The 16,389-nt window shown below is 70.9% G+C and carries 18 protein-coding genes and 1 pseudogene; 8 read left to right on the forward strand and 11 right to left on the reverse strand.

Annotated features, from left to right (window positions below; all coding sequences use genetic code 11):
• The first annotated feature begins 43 nt into the window (after window positions 1-43).
• From ACUYMY_RS04720 to ACUYMY_RS04735, 4 genes and pseudogenes are all read left to right on the forward strand, one after another.
• Entirely contained in the window at window positions 44-1,240 is a 1,197-nt protein-coding gene (locus ACUYMY_RS04720) for an inorganic phosphate transporter (RefSeq protein WP_481702467.1), read from the forward strand.
• Window positions 1,237-1,464, forward strand: coding sequence for a hypothetical protein (locus ACUYMY_RS04725; protein ID WP_481702468.1), 228 nt, complete (start codon window positions 1,237-1,239; stop codon window positions 1,462-1,464). The genes ACUYMY_RS04720 and ACUYMY_RS04725 overlap by 4 nt, the downstream gene beginning before the upstream one ends.
• A 154-nt stretch (window positions 1,465-1,618) precedes the next feature.
• A pseudogene (locus tag ACUYMY_RS04730) lies at window positions 1,619-2,275 on the forward strand (MFS transporter); the annotation flags it as partial.
• Between the two features lie 372 nt (window positions 2,276-2,647).
• Window positions 2,648-3,172, forward strand: a complete 525-nt coding sequence (locus tag ACUYMY_RS04735) for an excalibur calcium-binding domain-containing protein (protein ID WP_481702469.1) — start codon at window positions 2,648-2,650, stop codon at window positions 3,170-3,172.
• A 200-nt stretch (window positions 3,173-3,372) separates the two neighbouring features.
• On the opposite strand, the gene ACUYMY_RS04740 is transcribed toward ACUYMY_RS04735, so the two are convergent.
• The 4 genes from ACUYMY_RS04740 to ACUYMY_RS04755 form a co-directional block, all read right to left on the reverse strand.
• Window positions 3,373-3,510: a hypothetical protein gene (locus tag ACUYMY_RS04740; protein ID WP_481702470.1), complete on the reverse strand. Its 138-nt coding sequence runs from the start codon at window positions 3,508-3,510 to the stop codon at window positions 3,373-3,375.
• A 176-nt stretch (window positions 3,511-3,686) separates the two neighbouring features.
• The gene (locus ACUYMY_RS04745) at window positions 3,687-5,003 is read right to left on the reverse strand and encodes an MFS transporter (protein WP_481702471.1); all 1,317 of its coding nucleotides are present in this window, start codon (window positions 5,001-5,003) and stop codon (window positions 3,687-3,689) included.
• Between the two features lie 65 nt (window positions 5,004-5,068).
• Window positions 5,069-5,839, reverse strand: a complete 771-nt coding sequence (locus tag ACUYMY_RS04750) for an SDR family NAD(P)-dependent oxidoreductase (RefSeq protein WP_481702472.1) — start codon at window positions 5,837-5,839, stop codon at window positions 5,069-5,071.
• 22 nt (window positions 5,840-5,861) lie between these two features.
• Window positions 5,862-6,713 carry a sugar phosphate isomerase/epimerase family protein gene (locus tag ACUYMY_RS04755; RefSeq protein WP_481702473.1) on the reverse strand — a complete coding sequence of 284 codons (852 nt, stop codon included), beginning with the start codon at window positions 6,711-6,713 and terminating at the stop codon, window positions 5,862-5,864.
• Window positions 6,714-6,851: 138 nt separating this feature from the next.
• Here ACUYMY_RS04755 and ACUYMY_RS04760 point away from each other — a divergent pair, with 138 nt between their 5' ends.
• Window positions 6,852-7,757 (forward strand): LysR family transcriptional regulator, encoded by a 906-nt coding sequence (locus ACUYMY_RS04760; RefSeq protein WP_481702474.1) that lies wholly within the window; start codon window positions 6,852-6,854, stop codon window positions 7,755-7,757.
• A 17-nt stretch (window positions 7,758-7,774) separates the two neighbouring features.
• On the opposite strand, the gene ACUYMY_RS04765 is transcribed toward ACUYMY_RS04760, so the two are convergent.
• The 3 genes from ACUYMY_RS04765 to ACUYMY_RS04775 all read right to left on the reverse strand — a co-directional run bounded on the left by ACUYMY_RS04765 (window position 7,775) and on the right by ACUYMY_RS04775 (window position 10,677).
• Complete coding sequence (locus ACUYMY_RS04765; protein WP_481702475.1) at window positions 7,775-8,494, reverse strand: copper homeostasis protein CutC; 720 nt, start codon at window positions 8,492-8,494, stop codon at window positions 7,775-7,777.
• A 32-nt stretch (window positions 8,495-8,526) separates the two neighbouring features.
• Complete coding sequence (gene nagB, locus ACUYMY_RS04770; protein WP_481702476.1) at window positions 8,527-9,306, reverse strand: glucosamine-6-phosphate deaminase; 780 nt, start codon at window positions 9,304-9,306, stop codon at window positions 8,527-8,529.
• A gap of 123 nt (window positions 9,307-9,429) precedes the next feature.
• On the reverse strand, window positions 9,430-10,677 hold the full coding sequence (locus tag ACUYMY_RS04775) for a PTS transporter subunit EIIC (protein ID WP_481702477.1): 1,248 nt from the start codon (window positions 10,675-10,677) through the stop codon (window positions 9,430-9,432).
• Between the two features lie 199 nt (window positions 10,678-10,876).
• Between ACUYMY_RS04775 and ACUYMY_RS04780 the strand changes: the two genes are divergently transcribed.
• The 3 genes from ACUYMY_RS04780 to ACUYMY_RS04790 are packed head-to-tail and all read left to right on the forward strand — an operon-like array spanning window position 10,877 to window position 12,631.
• Window positions 10,877-11,107, forward strand: a complete 231-nt coding sequence (locus tag ACUYMY_RS04780) for a PTS sugar transporter subunit IIB (protein WP_481702478.1) — start codon at window positions 10,877-10,879, stop codon at window positions 11,105-11,107.
• Window positions 11,107-11,571: a PTS sugar transporter subunit IIA gene (locus ACUYMY_RS04785; RefSeq protein WP_481702479.1), complete on the forward strand. Its 465-nt coding sequence runs from the start codon at window positions 11,107-11,109 to the stop codon at window positions 11,569-11,571. Before ACUYMY_RS04780 ends, ACUYMY_RS04785 begins: the two co-directional genes overlap by 1 nt.
• Window positions 11,572-11,623: 52 nt before the next feature.
• Window positions 11,624-12,631 carry an adenosine deaminase gene (locus tag ACUYMY_RS04790; protein ID WP_481702480.1) on the forward strand — a complete coding sequence of 336 codons (1,008 nt, stop codon included), beginning with the start codon at window positions 11,624-11,626 and terminating at the stop codon, window positions 12,629-12,631.
• Window positions 12,632-12,701: 70 nt separating this feature from the next.
• On the opposite strand, the gene ACUYMY_RS04795 is transcribed toward ACUYMY_RS04790, so the two are convergent.
• The 4 genes from ACUYMY_RS04795 to ACUYMY_RS04810 form a co-directional block, all read right to left on the reverse strand.
• Window positions 12,702-13,160 (reverse strand): hypothetical protein, encoded by a 459-nt coding sequence (locus ACUYMY_RS04795; protein WP_481702481.1) that lies wholly within the window; start codon window positions 13,158-13,160, stop codon window positions 12,702-12,704.
• 614 nt (window positions 13,161-13,774) lie between these two features.
• Window positions 13,775-14,368, reverse strand: coding sequence for a hypothetical protein (locus tag ACUYMY_RS04800; protein ID WP_481702482.1), 594 nt, complete (start codon window positions 14,366-14,368; stop codon window positions 13,775-13,777).
• A 76-nt stretch (window positions 14,369-14,444) separates the two neighbouring features.
• Complete coding sequence (locus tag ACUYMY_RS04805; RefSeq protein ID WP_481702483.1) at window positions 14,445-15,599, reverse strand: Gfo/Idh/MocA family protein; 1,155 nt, start codon at window positions 15,597-15,599, stop codon at window positions 14,445-14,447.
• Window positions 15,596-16,375: a ThuA domain-containing protein gene (locus ACUYMY_RS04810; protein WP_481702484.1), complete on the reverse strand. Its 780-nt coding sequence runs from the start codon at window positions 16,373-16,375 to the stop codon at window positions 15,596-15,598. Before ACUYMY_RS04810 ends, ACUYMY_RS04805 begins: the two co-directional genes overlap by 4 nt.
• Window positions 16,376-16,389: the final 14 nt, after the last annotated feature.

The following is a 16,389-nucleotide window of genomic DNA, read 5'->3' on the forward strand; positions in this document are numbered from 1 at the left end:
GGGACATTGGGCATGGTCCGAAGAAGGATGAGGAGGATCCCGGGTGGACATCGTCCCCATGATGGCGCTGGTCATCGCACTCGCGCTCTTCTTCGACTTCACGAACGGCTTCCACGACACCGCGAACGCGATGGCGACACCCATCGCCACCGGCGCGATCACGCCCCGCAAAGCCGTCGCCCTCGCGGCGCTGCTGAACCTCGTGGGCGCGTTCCTCTCGAACGAGGTCGCCAAGACCGTCTCGGGCGGGATCATCCGCGAGGGCGTCGACGGCGTGCACATCACCCCGGAGATCATCTTCGCCGGGCTCATCGGCGCGGTCATGTGGAACATGCTCACGTGGCTGCGAGGCATGCCGTCGAGCTCGTCCCATGCCCTGTTCGGGGGCCTCATCGGCGCGGCGGTCGTGGGCATCGGCCCGAACTCGGTGGACTTTGCCACCGTCGTCTCGAAGGTCATCATCCCCGCCGTGGCCGCCCCGCTCGTCGCGAGCGCCACGGCGTTGGCCTGTACCCGGCTCGCGTACGCGCTCACGGCGCGCCGCGATGCCCAGACGGGGCAGAAGCGCCACCAGGGCCGGGCCGCCTTCCGCGTGGGGCAGCTGTTCACCTCAAGTCTTGTCGCGCTCTCGCACGGCACGAATGATGCCCAGAAGACCATGGGCATCGTCACGCTCGTGCTCATCTCCGGCGGCGTGCAGGCCCCTGGCAGCGACCCGCAGTGGTGGGTCATCACCGTCTGCGCGGTGGCGATCGCACTCGGCACCTACGCAGGGGGCTGGCGGATCATCCGCACGGTTGGCACAGGGCTGACCGAGGTCCGGCCGGCCCAGGGCTTCGCGGCGGAGGCGAGCACGGCCGCGGCCATCCTCGCCTCCTCCCACCTCGGCTTCGCGCTCTCGACCACCCACGTCGCGAGCGGCTCGGTCATCGGCTCGGGCCTCGGCCGCCACGGCACCTCGATCTATTGGGGCACCGCCGGGCGCATCACCTTGGGGTGGGTCCTCACGCTCCCAGCCTCTGCGATCGTCGGTGGGCTCGCCGTCATCGTGTTGGGTCTCGGGCCCGCCGGGGTCGTGACCGCCGCTGTGTGCGCTCTCGCGGCCATCACCTTGATGTTCCTGCTGAACCGCCGCAGGCCCGTCGGGCACCGCAACGTCGTCGAGGTCCGGGAGGCGGGCGAGGCCGTGAGGTTCCCAGCGCGCCTCAAGCGCTCACGCGAGAGGGAAGCCGCCCAATGAACGCCTGGGGAGCGTTCTTCATGGTCGGCGCATCGACCCTCCTCGGCGCCGGGAGCACGGTGCTGCTCTTCGCACTCGGCGTACGGCTGGGCGCGGAGGGCAGGGACCCTGCGCGCCAGCACGGGGGCCGCGCACTCGCCGCAGCGTCCCGGGCGTGCTACACCCTTTCCGGGGCAGCCGTCCTCCTCGGCGTGTACCTCATCATCCCGTACTTCCACCATTAGCCGAGATGGCGTCGGGCCGGAGCGGCCTGGGCGAGGAACCCCCGAGGGCGGCCCGGATCCCCGCCGCGACGGCCGGATCGATGACGCCCGAGGCCCCGCGTGCCGACGCGTGCACGGCATGCACGCCGGCATCCACGAGCACGACGGCGGGCCCGGGCTGGCGCACGAGCTCGGCGCCTTCCGCTCGGACCAGGTCTGGCTCTCGCTCGCCATCACCGTGCTCGGCTATGGCGGCATGTTCGGCGCCTTCACGTACGTCGCCTATACCCTGAGTGAGGCATCTGCCGTGCCGTGGCTGCTCGTGCTCTTCGGCCTCGGGCTCTTCGCGGGGAACTGGGCCGGCGGGCGGCTCGCGGACCGGGACGTGGACCGGACGCTCGCCGGGTTCATCACTGCCCTGCTCGCCGTCCTGGTGCTCTTCGCCGCCACGGCCGGGAGCCAGCCCCCCACGGTCGTCGCGCTGTTCCTCATGGGCGGCTTCGGCTTCGGGACGGTCCCGGGCCTGCAGTCCCGCATCATGCACTTCGCCTCGCACGCCCCGACGCTGGCCTCGGGCGCGAACACCGGTGCCTTCAACCTCGGCAGCGCCCTTGGTGCGTGGGCCGGCGGGCTCGGCATCAGCGCGGGCCTCGGCTACACCTCGCTGATCTGGATCGGCGCCGGCATCACCCTCGCCGGGCTGGCCGTCCTCGTGCTCGCCGCCAGGGCCGCGCGGGCATCCGCCCGGGTTGGGGCTGAGGCCGGGGGCCAGCGGGCGGCGGATGCTGAGACCGAGGGCGCCCAGACCGAGCCTGCCAGCCTCGGGCGCTGACGCCTGGGTAAGGGGCGCCGGCGACCGACTCGGCCGGGGTTTGGCGGAAGCCTGTGGACAGCTCTTCTTCCAATCAGTCACGCAAGCGAGAGTTAATAAAGGCTTTCGAGATACTCGATATGCCCCCTAGAGTCCCGTGCTACTGGGCCTTCCGCTCCAGAGAGGCCATGGGGGGTAGGAGACATCATGACCATGGGCGTTCGGCCATCCGCGTTTGTCCTGGGGGTCGCCGTGCTGGCGGTGACGGGGTGCGCGTCTCCCGCATCGAGCACATCATCGCTGGCGACCTCGTCGGCGTCCGCCTCGCCGACTGCGACGCCGAGCTGTCCATCGCCGACGCCGACAGTCACTGAGACCGTCAAGGCGGCGCCGGTGGGCGCCTCGCCCACAGCCACGAAGACGCCGGCGCCGACGGGCGCGTGCCCGACGGCCGTCAGGACTGTCATCGTGCCGCTGTTTGCCGACGGCGACGCATGCGACACGATCGGCAGCCGCTACACCCTGGCCGGTGCCGACCTCACCTGCATCGAGGCCGCCACCGGTCGTGCCGTGTGGATGGCACGAGCGGCGGCAGAACAGCTCACGGCCCAGCGAGCGGCTGACGCGGAGGCGCAACGCAAGGCCGCGGAGGCGGAGGCGCAACGCAAGGCCGCGGAGGCGGAGGCGCAGCGCCAGGCCGCCGAGGCGGAGGCGCAACGCAAGGCCGCGGAGGCGGAGGCGGCTAGGCTCGCCCAGCAGGCGCCGCCCCCGGCCGTCCAGCAGCCTCCGGCTCAGGGCAGCGCCTACTACGAGAACTGCTCTGCCGCGCGGGCGGCCGGCGCCGCGCCTATCTACGTCGGGCAGCCCGGATACCGTGCGGGTCTTGACCGCGACAACGACGGCATCGCGTGTGAGTGAGCTTCTCTCAGGCCGCTCGGAGGCATTGAGGCGTCCGCTCCTGCTCGCCATGGCGGCTGAGCCCGGCGGGTCAGGGTGCGACACGCCGCCCTCACGGGGCCCCGCCCGCCCATGATGAGCAGGAGCGGACGCCCGGCCTCCGAGCGCGGAGGCCGGGCATTCGCTATGCCCTCGGAGGGCTGGGCCGGCGTCGCGCCTGGCTACTCGCCGAGCTCGCCGACGTGGACCCGCTCGCCGCGCGGGCCGAAGAGGCTGATGAACTCGACGGCCTGCGGCCCGCCCGCGCCGAACCAGTGCGGGCACGCCGTGACCCTGCATGACGCCGTCGTCCGGGCCATTCGGCGCGGCTGACCGAGCGGGGCCTGTCCGCCCCTGCTCGTCATGGCGCTCCGGACCCGGCGGGTCGGGTGCGACACGCTTCGCCCAGGCGATCCGGGCACGGCATTCCGAGCAGGAGCGGACGCCCGGCCTCCGATCGAGGAGGCCGGGCGTCGTCGTGGTGGAATTCCTTGCACTAGACGCGTGCTGTGGCGAGGGCGGGCGCCTTTCGGGAGAGGGCGGCGGCGGTGGCCGCCAGGAGGCAGGTCGCTGCGATAGCCGTCGCCGTCAGGATCCAGTTGTCGCTCTCGCCCAGAAGCGCGTAGCAGAGCGTCGGCGCGAAGCCCGTGAGGAGGAAGCTGAGCTGGGTTGCTACGGCGACGCCGGTGTAGCGCACCTCGGGCGTGAACATCTGAGCGAAGAAGGAGGGCCAGAGCGCATTCGGCGCGGCGTAGAGGATGCCCTTGAGCACGATCGTCGCCGCAACGATGAGGAACGCGTTCCCTGTCGTGATGGCGCCGAGGAATCCAAAGACGCCCACTGCGCACAGGACACTGCCGGTGACGTAGACCGTCTTGAAGCCGATTCGGTCTGCGAGAGATCCGAAGAGCGGGTGGAAGATGAGCGCGACGATCTGGCTGATGGACAGCGCGGCCAGCATCGTTGGCCGGTCGACGCCATGGATCTGCGTCGCGTAGGAGAGGCCGAAGACGATGACGACGGTCGAGATGACGATCGTGAAGGCTGCGACGAAGACCGTCACGACGGCGCGGGACTGGGTCCGGAGGATGCTCGCAAGTGGGAGCTTGGTGATGTGGCGAGTCTCCTTGGCCTGGGCGAACTCGGGCGACTCGTCGACGCCACGGCGGACGATGAGCGTCGCGAACACCATGACGAAGCTGAGCAGGAACGGGACGCGCCAGCCCCAGGTTTCCAGGTGCTCGGGCGGCAGGGCGCCGATCGGGATGAAGACGGCGGTGGCCAGGAGCGAGCCCATGGCCGCCCCGTTGAGCAGCCAGCTCGTGTAGAAGCCGCGACGCTGGGCGGGGGCGTGCTCCATGGTCAGGAGGCTCGCGCCGACCTGCTCCCCGCCGGCGGAGATGCCCTGCATGAGGCGGCAGAGGACGAGGAGCGCCGGCGCCAGCGGCCCGATGGCGCTGAAGGTCGGCAGGAGGCCGATGAGGAATGTCGATGCGCCCATGAGCAGGAGTGTCGCGAGGAGGACGTTCTTGCGGCCCATCCGGTCGCCGAGGTGGCCGAAGAGCAGTGCCCCTGCGGGACGGGCGATGTAGGCCGCGCCGAAGGTCGCGAGCGAGGCGAGCATGGCGGCGGTTCCGTCGGCCGAGGGGAAGAACAGCTTGTTGAACAGAAGCGCGGCTGCGGTGCCGTAGACGAAGAAGTCGTAGTACTCGACGGTGCTGCCCAGGAAGCTGCCCAGGGCGGCCCGTCGGGCCATCCTGGTCTGCTCCCGCGTGGGCGTCATGTCGGTCCTGTCTGTTTGGGTGGGGGTCATGGTCATCCTCTTCGATGATCGGGGAGTCGGAAGGCGGGTGCTACTAACGGCATGGCACGGCAGGGTCAGGGGGCGGCGGCGAGCTGGGCGCCGCCGCAGACGTGGAGGACCTCCCCGGTGATGAAGGAGGCTCTCCAGCTCGCCAGGAAGTCGACGGCGTTGACGATGTCCTCCGCGGTCGCCAGCCGGCCGAGGGCCGACATCCGCGTGTGGCGTTCAGTGAGGGCGGCGAACTCCTCCTCGCTTCGGCCGCCGCGTGTGAAGGGGGTGGCGACCATGCTGGGGGCGACGGCGTTCGCCGTCACTCCGAGGGGTCCGAGCTCGACGGCGAGCGACCGGGTCAGGCCGACGACGCCCGCCTTCGAGGTCACATATGCCGTGGGGCCCCCGGCAAGCCAGGTGCGGGAGGTGATGTTGACGATGCTCCCGCTCCGGGTGCTGCGCCAGATCGGCAGGGCGGCCTGGCACAGGGACATCGGGGCTTTGAGATTGACCGCCATCGCGGTGTCCCAGTGCTGCGGGTCGGTCTCCACGAGCCCGGACTTCGGGTTGTAGGCGGCGTTGTTGACGAGGCGGTCGAGCCGGCCGTAGCGGTCGGCGACGGTGCTGATCGCGCGCTGGATCGCGGCGTTGTCCGCGAGGTCGACGACGACCGCCTCGGTCCGCGCGCCCGTCGTCTCGGCGATCGAGCGTGCCGTCGCCTCTGCGGCCTCCGCGGCGGCGTCGAGGACGAGTACGGTGTCGCCGTTCTCGGCGAACCTGCGGGCGATCGCGGAGCCGAGGGCCCCGGCGCCCCCGGTGACGAGCGCGACGGGGGAGTGGTGCTGGGTGAGCATGGAGGTCCTTGGGCTGGTCGTGTCAGGCTGCCTGAGTGATGTGGTCGGAGAAGGCGGCCTTCCCGCGCAGGTAGTCGGCGTCGAAGGCGAGCTTCTCTGGGTCGGGGCGGGAGGTGCTGAAGTCTTCGACAGCGATCCACCCGGTGTAGCCGGAGGACGCCAGCAGGGTCAGGACGCGGTCGACGTCGGCGATGCCGTTGTCGATCTCGGTCCAGTGGTGCCTCCAGGGCCCGCGGTCGGGCGTGGGGAAGAACGCGGCATTCTTCATGTGCACGTGGCTGAGCCGGGGGCCGAGGATCTGCAGGGCCATCTCGTGGTCCTCGTAGCCCTCGACGATGAGATTCCCGACGTCGTAGATCACCCCGACGAGCTCGGGCGGCAGGTGGCCGACGAGCTGCTGCGCGAGGGAGGCGCTCGGGCAGATCGACCGCTGGTGGATCTCGAGCTGGCCCTGGACCTGATGCCGCTCGGCCAGCGCCGCGACGTGGTCGAAGAAGGCCCTGCCATCGTCGAAGAGGCGGTGGAATCCCTCCGGCCCCATCCACGGAGCGCGCAAGCGCACTGCGGGAACGCCGTTCGCGCTCGCGGCGGCCATGATGCGGCTGACGGCGCCGGTGTCGCCAGCCTCGATATACGGCGCGAGCGAGATGACCTCAAGGCTGGCGTCGCGGGTGGCTCTGCAGAGGCGGGCGATCTCGGCCTCGTCTGGGCGGATCGTGCACCGGTTGTTCGTGAGGAAGTCGGGGGTCCCGGCGCCGCCGACCTCGTCCGAAATCCGCCATTCGATTCCCGAATACCCCGCTCCAGCCGCGACGGCGATCACCTCCCTTGGGGTGAGGGACGGCGTGCAAGCTGAATAGAGGCCAAGCTTCATGGATCTCCTAGGTCTGAGCTTCCAACCTGGGCGGGTTTCACTACCCAGACCTCCATTAGAGACGCCCGTCACGGAACCCGTCCAAGACTTCTCAGGCAGTCCCGTTATGCTCTGGATGCATAGGAAAGGGGAGTTGGCATGGAACTGAGGCAGCTGCACTACTTCATCGCGATCGCCGAAGAGGGATCGATCAACCGGGCCGCGGATCGGCTCCTGGTCTCCCAGCCATCACTCAGCCGGCAGCTGCAGGCCCTCGAGCGGCAGCTCGGCCACGACCTCCTGACGAGGACGGCGCGGGGCGTCGCGCTCACTCCGTCGGGGCACGCTCTCTTGGACCATGCGCGCAGGATCATCGCCCTCGAGGAGGCGACCGCCGAGGTTCTCGCGGAGGGCCAGCCGGCGCGCGAGGTCGTCTCGCTCGGGATTCCGCCTGGGACGCCCCCGGACTGGCTGCTTGGGCTCGTGCGCGAACTCAAGGAGGGGGCGCCGGCATGCGCGCCGACGCTCATCGAGGCCAACAGCTCCGTCCAGCTGCGGATGCTGCGCGAGGGGCGGCAGGACCTCGCGCTCGTGCACCAGCAACCGCCGACCGAATACTCGTCCTGGACCCTCCACCGCGAGCCATTCGGCCTCGCCGTGCGGCCGGGCTCGCGGCTCGATGCCGAGGAGGCGCCGACGGTGGCGGCCCTGGACGGGTTGCGGGTACTCGTCCACTCGAGGGAGCAGGTGCCGACGCAGCAGGAGGGCATTCTGCGCGCCGCACTCGACGCCGGAATCCAGCCGATGTGGCAGTTCGGCCAGTTCGTCGAGCATGCGCGCGCAAGTGCCGAGGCTGTGGATGCGGATGCCGTGCTCATCAGCCGGCACACGGCAGAGCGCCAGCTGCCGGAATGGCGCTGGCGCCCGGTCGCGGGCTTGTCCCTCGAGATGACCATGTGGCTCGTCTCCCAGCCGCAGACCCGAGCCGCCGTCCAGAGCGCAGCACGCGCCGTGGTCTCCTATGCGGCCGCCACGCCCCCCAGTTCCGAAACCACGGTGCCGTAGAGGTAGGAGCAGCGGGGCTACCGGCCGGATGCGGGCACGTGGTGCACCGCGGCAGCGATCCCCCCGGCGACCGCCGGATCGATCACGCCCGAGGCCCCGCGTGCCGACGCGTGCACGGCATGCACGCCGGCATCCACGAGCTCCGGCACGAGGCCCGCGGTGACCCCGCCTCCGGCCATGACCTGCAGCCCCGGCGCGTGCAGCCGGCCCAGCCCGACGAGCCGCCGAAGCGCCGCGAGGCCCTGGCCGCAGTCCGGCGCCCCGCCGCTGGTGAGGACGCGGTCGACGCCGGCCCGCGCGAGCCGCTCCAGCGCCTCAGCAGGGTCCGCCCCCGCGGACAGCGCGGCGTCGAACGCGCGGTGGAAGGTCACCTCCGCGCCTGGCTTCTCAGCACGGACGACGGCGACAAGCCGGCCGAGCGCCGCAGCATCCGGCCCGCCGTCGTCCGCCAGGGCGCCGATCACGACGCCGGCCGCCCCCGCCCGCAACGCCGCCACGACGTCGCGTTCGACGACGTCCAGCTCCTCGCGGGTGTAGACGAAGCCGCCGGGCCGGGGCCGGATGAGCACATGGACCGGCAGCCCCTGCTCGTAGGCCTGCTGGATCATCCCGCCACTGGGAGTGATGCCGCCGGTCTCGGCGAGGGCGGAGCAGAGCTCCACCCGGTCCGCGCCGGCGGCCAGGGCGACACGCACCCCGGCCGCGGACTCGACCGCGAACTCGAGCGCCGCCGTCATGCTCGCAGGTGCCGTCTGTGCCTCGGAGGCCCTCAGAACCCCTGCCACGCCGGCTTCCGGCCGAACGTGTGCTGGTAGTACGCCGTGTGCGCGAGCCGTGCGGCGGCCGGCTCGTCCACCAGGACCGTGACGTGCGGGTGCAGCTGCAGCACCGACGCCGGGCACAGCGCCGCGACCGGCCCCTCCACGGCGGCCGCGATCGCCTCCGCCTTGGCCTCCCCGAGCCCGATGAGGATCACGTGACGGGCCTCCATGATCGTCCCGAGGCCCTGCGTGAGGACGTGCTCGGGCACCTTGTCCGGACTCGAGAAGAAGCGCGCGTTGTCCCGCCGCGTCTGCGCCGTGAGGGTCTTGATCCGCGTGCGCGAGGCGAGCGAGGACATCGGCTCGTTGAACCCGATGTGCCCGTCTGTGCCGATGCCCAGGATCTGCACGTCCACGCCGCCGGCCTCGGCGATGGCCCGCTCGTACCGCTCGGCCTCCGCGGCCGGGTCCGGGGCCTCGCCGTCGAGCCCGTGCACGGCCCCGGGGGCGAAGTCGACGTGGTCCGCGATCTCGCGCCGGATCACCGAGCGGTACGACTCCGGGTGCGTGGCCGGCAGCCCCACGTACTCGTCGAGCGGGAAGCCCTGCGCGTCGGCGAAGCTCAGCCCCTCCTCGCGGTGCCGCCGGATGAGCTCACGGTACGTCCCGAGCGGGGTCGAGCCGGTCGCGAGGCCGAGGACGGCGGGGCCGCGGCGGAGGCGCTCCTCGATGATGTCGGCGGCCGTGCGGGCCACGGCGTCGGGGTCGGGCAGGACGATGATCTCCATGCGGCTGCTTTCTCGTGCTGGGTCAGGGGGCGCGCGTGAAGCGCGCGGTGAGGGGCGCACGACGGCGGGTGCTCGCCGTCGTGCGCTAGGGAGGGAGGGCGGGACGAGAGAGAGGGAGAAGGGCTACTTCGCGGGCTCGGTCTCGACGCTGACCTCGTCGTCCTCGCGGCCGGGGGTGCGGAGGTTCCAGCGCTTGATGACGAAGCTGAAGAGGAAGTAGTAGATGACCGCGTAGCCGAGGCCGATCGGGATCAGGAGCCACGCGTTCTCGGCCTTGCCGAAGTTCAGCACGAAGTCGATCAGTCCCGCCGAGAAGGTGAAGCCGTGGTGGATGTCGAGCGCGTTGACGAGGGCCAGGGACGTGCCGGTCAGGACGGCGTGGACCACGTAGAGCGGGAACGCGACGAACATGAAGGAGTACTCGAGCGGCTCGGTGATGCCGGTGAGGAACGCGGTGAGGGCGGTGGAGAGCATGATGCCGCCGACGATCTTGCGCTGGGACTTCTTCGCGTGCCGCCAGATCGCGAACGCCGCGGCAGGGAGGCCGAACATCATGATCGGGAAGAAGCCGGTCATGAACAGGCCCGCGCTCGGGTCGCCGGCGAAGAAGCGGTTGAGGTCGCCGCGGACGAGCTGGCCGTCGGGGCCGGTGAAGTCGCCGATGAGGAACCAGACCACGGAGTTGAGGATGTGGTGCAGGCCGGCCGGGATGAGCATGCGGTTCGCGAAGCCGTACACCCCGCCGCCCACGACGGCGTTCGCGGCCACGGCCTGGCCGACCCACGAGAGCGCGGCGTTGAAGAGCGGGTAGAGCAGGGACATGACGACGCCGACGACGAGGCTTGTGACCGAGGTCAGGATCGGGACGAGGCGGCGGCCGGAGAAGAAGCCGAGGAAGTCCGGCAGCTTGGTCCGGTAGAACCGCTGCCACAGGCTCGCGGAGAACAGGCCCACGATGATGCCGGCGAGGACGCCGTAGTTGATGACGGCGGGCTTGCCGGTCGGGTCGAGCTGGTCGGCGAGGACGATGGGGGACATGGCCTTGAAGACGCCGTCGATCACCATGTAGCCCACGACGGCGGCCAGGGCCGTGGAGCCGTCCGCCTTCTTGGCCCAGCCGATCGCGATGCCGACGGCGAAGATGAGCGGCAGCCACTGGAACACCGCGTTGCCCGCGGCGGAGATGACTGCGGCGCCTTGGGCGAAGCCCGGGATGGCGCCGAGCAGGTCCGCCTGGCCGAGCCGAAGGAGGATGCCGGCCGCGGGCAGGACCGCGATGGGGAGCATGAGTGTGCGGCCGAGCCGCTGGAGGGTGGAGAAGACGACGTTGGGCTTCTTCTCCGGCGCCTGGGCCGTCGTGTCAGTCGACATGGGGTGCACCTTTGCGGGGGTCGGATGGAGTCTGGGGGTCTTGTGCAGTGCCGGTCCTAGCCGGTACTGTCTGGTTATGACCAGTTCAGTGTGATCGGCCCCACGACCCGATGTCAAGGGATGGCCCGCACGGGTCGGACGCTCCACACTGGTCGCACGGACCGGCTGGTCGAAGCAGCACCGTCAGAGAGGACATGCCATGTCGAAGGCAGAGAAGATCGTCGCCGGCCTCGGTGGCGCCGCCAACATCGTCGAGGTCGAGGCGTGCATCACGCGCCTGCGGACCGAGGTCAAGGACGCGTCCCTCGTGGACGAGGGCGCGCTCAAGGCCGCCGGAGCGCACGGCGTGCTCGCCGCGGGCTCGGCCGTCCAGGTCATCGTCGGCCCCGAGGCCGACACCCTCGCCGAGGACATCGAGGACCTCCTCTGATGGCGCAGGCGCTCATCGTCCGCGCCCCGATGGCCGGCACCGCGGTCCCCATCGGTCAGGTCCCCGACCCCGTCTTCTCGGCGGAGATGGTCGGCTCCGGCGCCGCCGTCGAGCCGCCCGCGGGCGAGTCCTTCGAGGTTGTCTCGCCGGTGGCCGGGCAGATCGTCAAGCTGCTCCCGCACGCGTTCGTCGTCGTCGACGCCTCGGGGCGCGGCGTGCTCACGCACGTCGGGATCGACACCGTGAAGCTCCAGGGCGAGGGCTTCGAGCTGCTCGCCGCGAAGGGGGACACGGTCGACGCCGGCGCGGTCGTCATGCGCGTCGACCCGGCCCCCGCGCTCGCGGCCGGCTACTCGATGGTGAGCCCCGTCGTCGTCCTCGACACCAAGCCGGGCACGACGACGCCGCTCGCGGAGGGTGCGGTCGAGGCCGGGGCGGAGCTCTTCTCGGTCAACGGCGGCTGAGCGCGCGAGGCGCCGCGGGCCGCCGGACCGGACCTGTGCGAGGGTAGTGGCCATGACCGACGACGCCCTGCTCCTGCCCAAGGCCGAACTGCACCTGCACATCGAGGGCACGCTCGAGCCCGAGCTCGCGTTCGAGCTCGCCGCCCGCAACGGCATCACGCTGCCGTTCGGCTCCGTCGAGGAGCTGCGGGCGGCGTACTCGTTCACGGACCTGCAGTCGTTCCTCGACCTCTACTACGCGTGCATGGACGTCCTGCGCACGCGCGAGGACTTCCGCGACCTCGCCGCGGCGTACTTCGAGCGCGCGGCCGCGGAGGGCGTCCGGCACGCCGAGCTGTTCTTCGATGCCCAGGCGCACACCTCCCGCGGGGTGGCGTACGCAGACGTCGTGGGCGGGCTGAGGGACGCGGTCGACGACGCCGCCCGCCTGGGCGTGTCGGGCTCGCTCATCCTCTCCTTCCTCCGCGACGAGCCCGTCGAGGCGGCCGAGGCCGTGTGGGCCGAGGCGAAGAAGGACCTGGCGGGGATCGTCGGCGTCGGCCTCGACTCCGCCGAGGTGGGCAACCCGCCGGGGAAGTTCGCCGCGATCTACGCCGAGGCCCGCGAGCTCGGGCTGCACGCCGTTGCGCACGCGGGGGAGGAGGGCGGCCCCGAGTACGTCTGGGGCGCGCTGCGGGACCTCGGCGCCGAGCGGATCGACCACGGCATCCGCTCGCTCGAGGACCCAGAGCTCGTGAAGCACCTCGTCGCGCACCGCATCCCGCTCACGGTGTGCCCGTTCTCCAACGTGCGGCTGCGCGCCGTCGACACGCTCGCAGTGCATCCGCTGCCGGAGATGCTCCGCGCGGGCCTGCACGTGACCGTCAACTCCGACGACCCGGCGTACTTCGGCGGCTATGCTGGCCAGAACCTCCAGGCGGTCGCCGAGCAGTTCGGCCTCTCCCGCGGCGAGGTGGCGGCGCTCGGCCGCAACTCGATCACGGCGAGCTTCGCCCCGCAGGAGCGGCAGGACGAGCTGCTCGCAGGGGTCGACGCGTGGGAGGCCGCCGACGGGAGTTGAGCCGGGCTGGGGGTCGCGGCAGATGAGGACAGAAGCGAGAATCCTGGGTCGCCATAAATAGGCAAGCCCGCTACCGAATTTGTCCCGGCTGACAGCGGTCGATATCTTTCTCGCATCTCGTGCTGCGCTCCAGCAGCACCATGGGGGAAAGATCGAAAATGAATAGTGTTTTCAAGGTCCCAACCGCAGACGGCAGCAGGGGCTTTCGTCGCCGGATATGGATGATTATTGCCGCGGTCGTTGTGGGCGTGGTCCTGCTTGTTATGGCCCCAGTCGTGCTGTGGCTCGCTGCGATCGTCGTTTTTGCCTTCGGGTTGTTCCGCCTCCTGTTCAGAAGGAACTCGGGCAAGCGGATCGCGCTCGGGCTCATGGGAGCGGCCTTCGCGACTTTTGTAGCTTCCACCATTGCGGTGGCCGCGACCGCTCCATCCAACCCGGCCGGAAAGGTGGGGGCAACCGTATCGCCCTCGGCATCGGCGACGCCGCAGAGCTGCCCGACGCCCACGCCGACGACCACCGTCACAGTCAAGGCGACAGCGTCGAGCCCATCATCGCGGCCAACGGTCGCTAGTTCGACGGCGTCGCAGACTGCAGGTGTTGGATGCCCCACGGCGACGGCTACGGTGCTCGTCCCGCTCCATGAGGATGGAGACGCCTGCACGAGCCTGGGCGAGCGGTATGCGCTTGCGGGAGTAGACCTGACCTGCATCACCAATCGGTCGGGGCAGAGCGTCTGGATGAAGAAGGCGGACGCCGACAGGCTCGAGGCCGATCTCGCCGCTGAAAAGGCGGCGGCAGAGAAGGCTGCTCAGCAATCGCAGCAGCAGCAGGTGCCAGCACCTGTGGCTCCCGCCCCCGTCGCTCCCGCCCCGGCCCCTGAGGCTCCCGCTCCGGCCCCTGTGGCTCCCGCTCCGGCCCCGGCCGCACCAGCGCCGGCTCCCGCACCAGCGACGGGCGTGACGCCGGGAGCCTTCTGCAAGGCATCATTGGCTGGATCCACTGGTTACACCTCAACGGGACTGGCTGTGTACTGCACCAAGGCGCCCGGTGACGATAGGTACCGCTGGAGGCAGTAGCTGGCCGAGCGGAGTCGAAACCTGGCGCGGATTCGACTCCGCTCAAGCGTGAGGCTACGAGCGCCGATCAGGCGGACGACGTCCCGGACCGGAACAGCAGGACCACCCCGACAACGAGCGTCGCAAGGTAGAACGCGAACGGGGGCATGTCGCGGAAGATCAGGGTGAGGACGGCGAGGACGGCCACGTAGACGATGAGGGCCCAGCCGAGCCAGGCCGGAAGCGGCGAGGACAGCAGCGCCACGCCGAGGGCGGCAAGGCCCGCTTCCGTGACGAGGAAGGACGCGAGGTAGGCCCACGTGGGGGACCGGCCCTGGGCGAACCGCTCAGGATCCGCGGCCCGGGCGGCGACGTGCCACAGCCAGGGGATGACTGCCAGAGCCAGCAGGGCCACGCTCGTCCAGACGAGCGGGGCGAAGGCCTGCCCGCGCACGGACATCGCGTAGAGGGCGATGCCGAGCACGGTGACCACCGCGCCGGCGCCGAACAGGACCTGCGCCGCCTGCCACTGGCCGAGCGCGGCCTCGATGCTCGCCAGCTTCCTGGCCGGAGACGTCTCGGGGAAGACCCGGAACGAGATCGGCAGGAACGCCGCGACGATGAAGAGCACCGAGCCCAGGACTGTCACCGTGGCCCCGGCGAGGCTGAGACTCCGTTCCATGGACCACCCGCCTCGCCTCCGTCGGCCCCCGCACTAACAGAATCGGGGCATCTACGCCGGCAGACAAGGATCGCTGCTACGACACCGCGGCCTTCGCCGCCCAGCTCGGCCTGGCCGGCTGGACCGCGAGGATCTCCCGCGCCGCCGGGATCCGCTCCGCCGCGAGCGCCTCCAACCGGGCCTCCTCGAGGACGTCCGCGATGAGCACGCGCTGCCCCGTCTCCGAGGACCGGACGGCGGCCTCGACCATGGCCAGGCTCAGGACGTTCTCGTGGATCTCGCCCGACGGCGTCTCGCCCGTGCGCAGCGCGTGCACGAACTCGGCGAGCGCCCCGGCGATCTCCTCCGGCGCGTCGGCCGGCGACTCGACCACCGAACCCAACAGCCCGCCGTCGTCCGCGGGCCCCGCACCCGCGGCGAACTCGACGACCGGCGCCGACGCCCCGTCCCACACCGCCGTGCCGCCGGCCCCGTTGACCCGCCACGACCCGTTCCACGAGGTCTCGAGCCCGTCGGCGCACCAGCTGCCGGTGTAGGCGAACCGCGCCCCGCCGGCCATCTCGAACACGGCGGTCGCGGCCGCGCCGTCGGCGTACCAGCTCCAGCCCGGGTTGAACTCCTCGCAGTACACGGACACGGGGTCCTGGCCGAGGACGTACCGCGCGGCGTCGAACGCATGGATCGCCATGTCCACGAGCAGCACGTGCGCCATCTCCTCGCGGAACCCGCCGAAGTGCGGGGCCTTGAAGAAGTCGCAGGTCAGAACGCCGATCTCGCCGAGCCGCTGCGCGTGCGCCCGGAACGCCGCGAGCGCGTTGAAGTATCGCCGCGACTGGCTGATCATGAGCAGCTGGCCGCTCGCCTCGGCGACGGCCGCGAGCGAGAGCGCCTCCGCCACCGTCGGGGCCGCGGGCTTCTCGCACAGCACCGGCAGGCCGAGCCCGTGCGCCTCGACATTCACGGGATGGTGCGCGGCCGGGATCGTCACGTTGACGACGGCGTCGGGCCGGGTCTCGCGGGCCAGCTCGGTCAGGCTCGTCCCGACCGGGATCCCAGCGAGCCCGAGGTCGGCCAGCGCCGCGTGCGCCGCGGCCGGGTTGAGGTCGACGACGCCGACGAGCTCGACGTCGTCGGACGTCCCGAGGAGCCTGAGCCACGCCCGGCCCATCCCGCCGGCGCCGACCTGGACCACTCGGATGGGCCCGGGGGAGGAGAGAGTCGCGAAGCTCAATTCGCCATCGCCCCCTGGTAGCCGTGTCCAGTGTAGAAGTCCTCGGTCTCGTACCGCAGCAGCACGGGGTCCGTCCGCTCGGGCCGCAGCGTCTTCGCCCACTCGACCCCGTTCGCGATCACCCGCCGGACGTCCCTGTGGTAGTACACCGGGTAGTCCTGGTCGCCGGGGCTGAAGTAGAAGATCTTCCCGTAGCCGCGCCTGAACGTGCACCCGCTGCGGAACACCTCGCCGCCGGAGAACGTGCTGAGGAAGATGAGCTCGTCCGGGGCCGGGATGTCGAAGTGCTCCCCGTACATCTCCTGCTCGGGAATGATGAACGGGTGCGGCACGCCCTGGGCGATGGGGTGCGTCGGGTCGACGGTCCAGACGATCTCGCGGTCCCGCTCGGAGCGCCAGCGCAGCGTGCACGTGGTGCCCATGAGCTTGCCGAAGATCTTGGACCAGTGTCCCGAGTGCAGCACCACGAGGCCCATCCCGGCGAGCACGTGCCGGTGCACCCGCTCGACCACCTCGTCAGCGACCTCGGCGTGGGCGGCGTGCCCCCACCAGACGAGGACGTCGGTGGTGCGCAGCTTCTCCTCGGTGAGCCCGTGCTCGGGGTCGTCGAGGGTCACGGTGGTCACGACGGCCCGGGAGCCGAGGTTCTCCTCGATGCCCTCCCGGATCGTGGTGTGCATGCCGTCCGGGTAGATCTCGGCGACGCGGGGCTGGACCTGCTCGTGGCGGTTCTCGCCCCACACGGTGACGCGCAGGGGCACATGGTTCTGGGTCATGGAAGGTTCCTTTG

The organism is Sinomonas sp. T428B, from assembly GCF_056780155.1.

Bases quoted from the DNA above. Each gene is read 5' to 3' on its own strand.
- nagB (WP_481702476.1), bottom strand. From the start codon at position 9,306: ATGGAGATCATCGTCCTGCCCGACCCCGACGCCGTGGCCCGCACGGCC.
- ACUYMY_RS04790 (WP_481702480.1), top strand. From the start codon at position 11,624: ATGACCGACGACGCCCTGCTCCTGCCCAAGGCCGAACTGCACCTGCAC.
- ACUYMY_RS04725 (WP_481702468.1), top strand. From the start codon at position 1,237: ATGAACGCCTGGGGAGCGTTCTTCATGGTCGGCGCATCGACCCTCCTC.
- ACUYMY_RS04800 (WP_481702482.1), bottom strand. From the start codon at position 14,368: ATGGAACGGAGTCTCAGCCTCGCCGGGGCCACGGTGACAGTCCTGGGC.
- ACUYMY_RS04775 (WP_481702477.1), bottom strand. From the start codon at position 10,677: ATGTCGACTGACACGACGGCCCAGGCGCCGGAGAAGAAGCCCAACGTC.
- ACUYMY_RS04780 (WP_481702478.1), top strand. From the start codon at position 10,877: ATGTCGAAGGCAGAGAAGATCGTCGCCGGCCTCGGTGGCGCCGCCAAC.
- ACUYMY_RS04745 (WP_481702471.1), bottom strand. From the start codon at position 5,003: ATGACCCCCACCCAAACAGACAGGACCGACATGACGCCCACGCGGGAG.
- ACUYMY_RS04810 (WP_481702484.1), bottom strand. From the start codon at position 16,375: ATGACCCAGAACCATGTGCCCCTGCGCGTCACCGTGTGGGGCGAGAAC.
- ACUYMY_RS04750 (WP_481702472.1), bottom strand. From the start codon at position 5,839: ATGCTCACCCAGCACCACTCCCCCGTCGCGCTCGTCACCGGGGGCGCC.
- ACUYMY_RS04785 (WP_481702479.1), top strand. From the start codon at position 11,107: ATGGCGCAGGCGCTCATCGTCCGCGCCCCGATGGCCGGCACCGCGGTC.
- ACUYMY_RS04755 (WP_481702473.1), bottom strand. From the start codon at position 6,713: ATGAAGCTTGGCCTCTATTCAGCTTGCACGCCGTCCCTCACCCCAAGG.
- ACUYMY_RS04760 (WP_481702474.1), top strand. From the start codon at position 6,852: ATGGAACTGAGGCAGCTGCACTACTTCATCGCGATCGCCGAAGAGGGA.
- ACUYMY_RS04765 (WP_481702475.1), bottom strand. From the start codon at position 8,494: ATGACGGCGGCGCTCGAGTTCGCGGTCGAGTCCGCGGCCGGGGTGCGT.
- ACUYMY_RS04740 (WP_481702470.1), bottom strand. From the start codon at position 3,510: ATGGCCCGGACGACGGCGTCATGCAGGGTCACGGCGTGCCCGCACTGG.